We start from the raw sequence: 4,801 nt of genomic DNA on the forward strand, positions 1-4,801 counted from the left end.
CGCCCGCGGGTAGAACAGGCATTGATGCAGGGCCAACGCCTGCGGGTGCGCTGGCGCCGGGTGGCGCGCCAGGTAGTCCGGGCTGGCCACCAGCACCGAATGGGTCTCGCACAACTGCCAGGCGACATGCGTTTCCGGCGGTGAGCTGGTGTGGCGCAGCGCCAGGTCGAAGCCGTCCTGCGCCAGCGCGCTGAGCCGGTCGGACAGCTCCAGCTCCAGCCGCACTTCCGGGTACTGCGCCAGAAAGGCCGGCAGCCGCGGCACCAGTTGCTGGCGCGCCAGTGCGACGGGCGCCGTCACCCGCAGCAGCCCGCGAGGTGCACCAGCCAGGTCGCGCACGCCGCTGAAAGCGTCCTGCAGGGTTTCGAACGCGGGCCGGGTGCGCTCGGCCAGCAGCTGCCCGGCTTCCGTGAGCCGCACGCTGCGGGTGGTTCGTCGCACCAGCGGCACACCAGCAGCGCTTTCCAGCTCGCTGATGCGCTGGCTCATCGCCGCCTTGCTCAGGCCCAGGCGGCGTGCGGCGGCGGTGTAGCTGCCGGCTTCGGCCAGCGTGGTGAGGGCGTGCAGGTGGCCCCAGGGCGGCATGCTGTTGTTCGAGCTCATCGCGGGATTGTTCGCCAAACTGAACAATGAATCCAGGTTTTTGGCATTGGCAGCAAGGCGGGCGCTGCCTAGACTCAAAGCTTCCGCCGAACCACTGGAGACCGCCATGGGCGCCCCTGAAGCCTTCACTCACACCGCCGATGTCGGCCATTTCATTGCCGGCCAGCGCGTGCCGGCAAGCAGCGGCCGCAGCCAGGCGGTCTACAACCCGGCCACCGGCGCGGTGGCGCGCCAGGTGCAGCTGGCAGCCGAGGCCGACGTGAATGCTGCGGTCGCTGCCGCGCAAGCTGCCTTCCCCGCCTGGGCCGACACGCCGCCGATCCGCCGGGCGCGGGTGCTGAACCAGTTCCTCGCGCTGATGAACCAGCACCGCGACACGCTGGCCGCGATGATCACCGCCGAACACGGCAAGGTCTTCACCGACGCGCAGGGCGAGGTCAGCCGCGGCATCGACATCCTCGAATTCGCCTGCGGTGCACCGCAGCTGCTCAAGAGCGACTTCACCGACCAGGTCTCCACCGGCATCGACAACTGGACGCTGCGCCAGCCGCTGGGCGTGGTGGCCGGCATCACGCCGTTCAACTTCCCGTGCATGGTCCCGATGTGGATGTTCCCTGTGGCACTGGCTTGCGGCAACACCTTCATCCTGAAGCCCAGCGAACGCGACCCGTCGGCCAGCCTGTTCATGGCCGAGCTGCTGAAGCAAGCCGGCCTGCCGGACGGTGTCTTCAACGTCGTGCAGGGCGACAAGCTGGCGGTCGACACGCTGCTCAAGCACCCGGACGTGCGCGCCATCAGCTTCGTCGGCTCCACGCCCATCGCCCAGTACATCTACGAGACCGGCGCCCACCACGGCAAGCGCGTGCAGGCGCTGGGCGGCGCGAAGAACCACATGGTGGTGATGCCGGACGCGGACGTGGAGCAGGCGGTGGACGCGCTGGTCGGCGCCGGCTACGGCTCGGCCGGCGAGCGCTGCATGGCGATCTCGGTCGCGGTGCTGGTGGGTGATGTGGCCGACAAGCTCGTGCCCAAGCTGGCCGAACGCGCACGCACGCTGAAGATCAAGAACGGCATGGCGCTGGACGCCGAGATGGGCCCCATCGTGACCCGCGAGGCGCGCGACCGCATCGAGGGCTACATCGGCGTGGGCGTCGAGGAAGGCGCCACCTTGGTTGTTGACGGCCGCGGCCACACGGTGGCGGGCCTGGAGAACGGCTTTTTCACTGGCGGCACGCTGTTCGACCACGTCACGCCCGAGATGCGCATCTACAAGGAAGAGATCTTCGGCCCGGTGCTGGCCTGCGTGCGCGTGAAGGACTTCGCCGAGGCGCTGGCGCTGGTCAATGCGCATGAGTTCGGCAACGGCGTGGCCTGCTTCACCAGCGACGGCAACGTGGCGCGCGAGTTCAGCCGCCGCGTGCAGGTCGGCATGGTCGGCATCAACGTGCCCATCCCGGTGCCGATGGCCTGGCACGGCTTCGGCGGCTGGAAGAAGAGCCTGTTTGGCGACACGCACGCCTACGGCGAAGAAGGCGTGCGTTTCTACACCAAGCAGAAAAGCGTGATGCAGCGCTGGCCGGCCAGCATCGGCAAGGGTGCCGAGTTCGTGATGCCGACCGCGAAGTAAATGGCGCCCCAAGGCCCGGGCTGCGCCCGGTCCGCCCCCCGGGGGGGATCAAGGCAACTTGGGGCGACCCTGCGTTGCCTTGAGTCTGTCCAATCAGCGCAGCGGAATCGGCGTGGCCCGGTCCACCGGCACGGCGGTCACGCTGTTCTGCGGCGAGCCTTCGATCACCCGGTCCGAGTAGGTCATGTAGACCAGCGTGTTGCGCTTGGCGTCCACCATGCGCACCACGCGCAGCCGCTTGAAGACCAGCGAGATGCGTTCGCTGAACACCTCGTCCTGCTGGCGCAGCGGCTTGGCAAACGACACCGGGCCGACCTGCCGGCAGGCGATGGACGCCTCCGACTTGTCCTCCGCCAAGCCCAGTGCGCCCTTGATGCCGCCGGTCTTGGCGCGCGAGACATAGCAGGTCACACCGGCCACCAGCGGGTCGTCGTAGGCATCCACCACGATCTTGTGGTCCGGGCCGATCCACTTGAACACCGTGTCGACCTCGCCGACCGGCTCGGCGCTGGCACCACAGGCCGCCACGGCCAGCAGGCCCAGCCCCGCGACCAGCCGCCAGCCCGGACGGGTCCGGCGGCGCTGCATTGTTTCCGTCATCTGCTCATTCCCTTCATGTGGCGGCCGATTGGCCGGGACATTGTCCGTCGCAGCGCCAGCAGGCCGATGCCGCGTTGGACAAGAGTTCCGCTGGACAAGCCGGACATGGGCCCTGATGCTCCAGCCTCAAGGAGGATTGCGCATGACGCCCACACTTCACCCGTCCCAGGCCCCGCCTGCCGGCTCCCCGGGGGCTGCGGCACCCGACCTGGCGGCAGCCCAGGCGCTTTACCAGCGCCGCGCCGCGCACTATGACGTCGAGCTGTCCGTCTTCGAACCCCTGCGCCGGCAAGCCGTCTCGGCGCTGGCGCTGCAGCCTGGGGAGACAGTGCTGGACCTGGGCTGCGGCACGGGGCTCAGCCTGCCCTTGCTGGCCCAGGCGGTGGGTCCGCGCGGCAAGGTGCTGGGCGTCGAACCCTGCCCGCAGATGATGGCCCTGGCCCGCCAGCGGGTTGACGCGCTGCAGTTGCGTCAGGTGGCGCTGCTGGAAAGCGAAGCGGCCCAGGCGCCGCTGGCACTGGCGCCGCTGGCCGACGCCGCGCTCTTCCATTTCACCCACGACGTGCTGCAGCAGCCCGAGGCGCTGGCCCATGTGCTGGCCCACCTGAAGCCCGGCGCCAGGGTGGTCGCCTGCGGCCTGCAGTGGGCGCCGTGGTGGGCCTGGGGCTGCAATGCCTGGGTGCTGGGCGCTGCGCTGTACTCCACGACCACGCTGGCCCGCCTGCACGCACCGTGGCAACTGCTGGCCGACGCGCTGCCCGGCCTGCAGGTCCAGCCCTGCTGGTTCGGCACCGTGTTCATGGCTCAGGGGCAAGTGCCGTCCTGAACCCGGCCAGGCGTTGATCTGGCGCAACAAGCTGCCCGCCGGCTGCACATCTGGCGACACATTGCGTTCCCACCCCGCCAATGAGGGTTTCCACGGAATTTGCTGCACCTGCACAATAGGCCATGACCCGCGCCAGCTTCGCCGAAGACCGCCCGCAGACCCTGGGCGAGGAAATTGCCAACGCCATCAGCCATGGCCTGGGCTTCCTGCTTGCCGTGGCCTCGCTGCCCATCCTGGTGATGCAGGCCCTGAAGCAGGGTGGCACGCTGAGCGTCGTCGCTGCCTGCGTCTTCGCCATCACGATGATGGTGCTGTACATGGTCTCGACCATCTACCACGCGCTGCCGCTGGGCCGCGCCAAGGTCTGGATGAACCGGCTGGACCATGCCGCCATCTACCTGTTCATCGCCGGCAGCTACACGCCGTTTGCGCTGGGCGTGCTGCGCGGCGGCTGGGGCTGGACGCTGTTCGGCCTGGTCTGGGGCGCGGCGCTGGTCGGCATCGTCGTCAAATTGCTGAACCGGCTGCAGCACCCGTGGCTGTCCACCGGGCTTTACATCGCCATGGGCTGGATGGCGCTGATCGCCGTCGTGCCCATGGTCGAGCGCATGGCGCCAGCCGGGCTGGGCTGGCTGGTGGCCGGCGGCCTCAGCTACACGCTGGGCGCGCTGGTCTTCATGCTGGACAACAAGGTGCGCTACGCCCACTTCGTCTGGCACCTGTTCGTGCTGGGCGGCAGCACCTGCCATTTCTTCGCCGCACTGTGGCATTCCCACGGCCCGGCCATCGCCGCGCCGCTGGCCTAAGCGGCTGGGCGCTTCCCGCGCAGTTTCTTCCTGACCCGCGCCAGGTGTGCCGGCGTCGCCATGCTGGCGCTGGCATCTTCCGCAGCCACCGCGCGCTGCAGCCATTCCGCGGCCGCCGGCCAGTCTTCACACTCGGCCAGTGCCAGGCCAAAGGCCTCGGCCACCGCGCCGCAGCCGCCCCAGCGTGCACCAAAACGCGCCACCAGTTCCGTGATCTGCGCCCTGGCTTGAACCCGCGGCAGCCCGCTGTGCCGCAGGCCCAGCAGCAGGTTCTCCAACTGCAGCGCCAGTGCAGGCGCCGAGACAATGCCCTCGAAGCGCTGCTGCGCCGCGGGTGCG

The 4,801-nt window shown here is 69.2% G+C and carries 6 protein-coding genes; 3 read left to right on the top strand and 3 right to left on the bottom strand.

The features are described from left to right. Positions 1 to 603 (bottom strand): LysR family transcriptional regulator (locus tag FKP22_RS21230; protein ID WP_141289682.1); only part of this gene is annotated, 603 nt, incomplete at its 3' end. A gap of 106 nt (positions 604 to 709) precedes the next feature. On the opposite strand from FKP22_RS21230, the gene FKP22_RS21235 reads away from it, so the two are divergent. Then, positions 710 to 2,230, top strand: a complete 1,521-nt coding sequence (locus FKP22_RS21235; protein ID WP_141289683.1) for a CoA-acylating methylmalonate-semialdehyde dehydrogenase — start codon at positions 710 to 712, stop codon at positions 2,228 to 2,230. Positions 2,231 to 2,323: 93 nt separating this feature from the next. Here the strand turns inward: FKP22_RS21235 and FKP22_RS21240 are convergent, their stop codons facing one another. Further along, on the bottom strand, positions 2,324 to 2,818 hold the full coding sequence (locus tag FKP22_RS21240) for a CreA family protein (RefSeq protein WP_141289686.1): 495 nt from the start codon (positions 2,816 to 2,818) through the stop codon (positions 2,324 to 2,326). A gap of 154 nt (positions 2,819 to 2,972) precedes the next feature. Between FKP22_RS21240 and FKP22_RS21245 the strand changes: the two genes are divergently transcribed. Further along, positions 2,973 to 3,656 carry a class I SAM-dependent methyltransferase gene (locus tag FKP22_RS21245; RefSeq protein ID WP_141289684.1) on the top strand — a complete coding sequence of 228 codons (684 nt, stop codon included), beginning with the start codon at positions 2,973 to 2,975 and terminating at the stop codon, positions 3,654 to 3,656. A gap of 122 nt (positions 3,657 to 3,778) precedes the next feature. Next, complete coding sequence (gene trhA / locus FKP22_RS21250) at positions 3,779 to 4,462, top strand: PAQR family membrane homeostasis protein TrhA (RefSeq protein ID WP_141289685.1); 684 nt, start codon at positions 3,779 to 3,781, stop codon at positions 4,460 to 4,462. On the opposite strand, the gene FKP22_RS32400 is transcribed toward trhA, so the two are convergent. Further along, the coding region (locus tag FKP22_RS32400) for a hypothetical protein (RefSeq protein ID WP_211361501.1) at positions 4,459 to 4,801 on the bottom strand (343 nt) is incomplete at its 5' end. The two genes, trhA and FKP22_RS32400, sit on opposite strands and share 4 nt — an antisense overlap.

Source organism: Ideonella azotifigens (assembly GCF_006519715.1).
In the GTDB taxonomy this organism is placed as follows: Bacteria; Pseudomonadota; Gammaproteobacteria; order Burkholderiales; family Burkholderiaceae_C; genus Ideonella; species Ideonella azotifigens.

Excerpts from the sequence above, each read along its gene's own strand:
- FKP22_RS21235 (WP_141289683.1), top strand. The coding sequence starts at position 710 with ATGGGCGCCCCTGAAGCCTTCACTCACACCGCCGATGTCGGCCATTTC.
- FKP22_RS21240 (WP_141289686.1), bottom strand. The coding sequence starts at position 2,818 with ATGCAGCGCCGCCGGACCCGTCCGGGCTGGCGGCTGGTCGCGGGGCTG.
- FKP22_RS21245 (WP_141289684.1), top strand. The coding sequence starts at position 2,973 with ATGACGCCCACACTTCACCCGTCCCAGGCCCCGCCTGCCGGCTCCCCG.
- trhA (WP_141289685.1), top strand. The coding sequence starts at position 3,779 with ATGACCCGCGCCAGCTTCGCCGAAGACCGCCCGCAGACCCTGGGCGAG.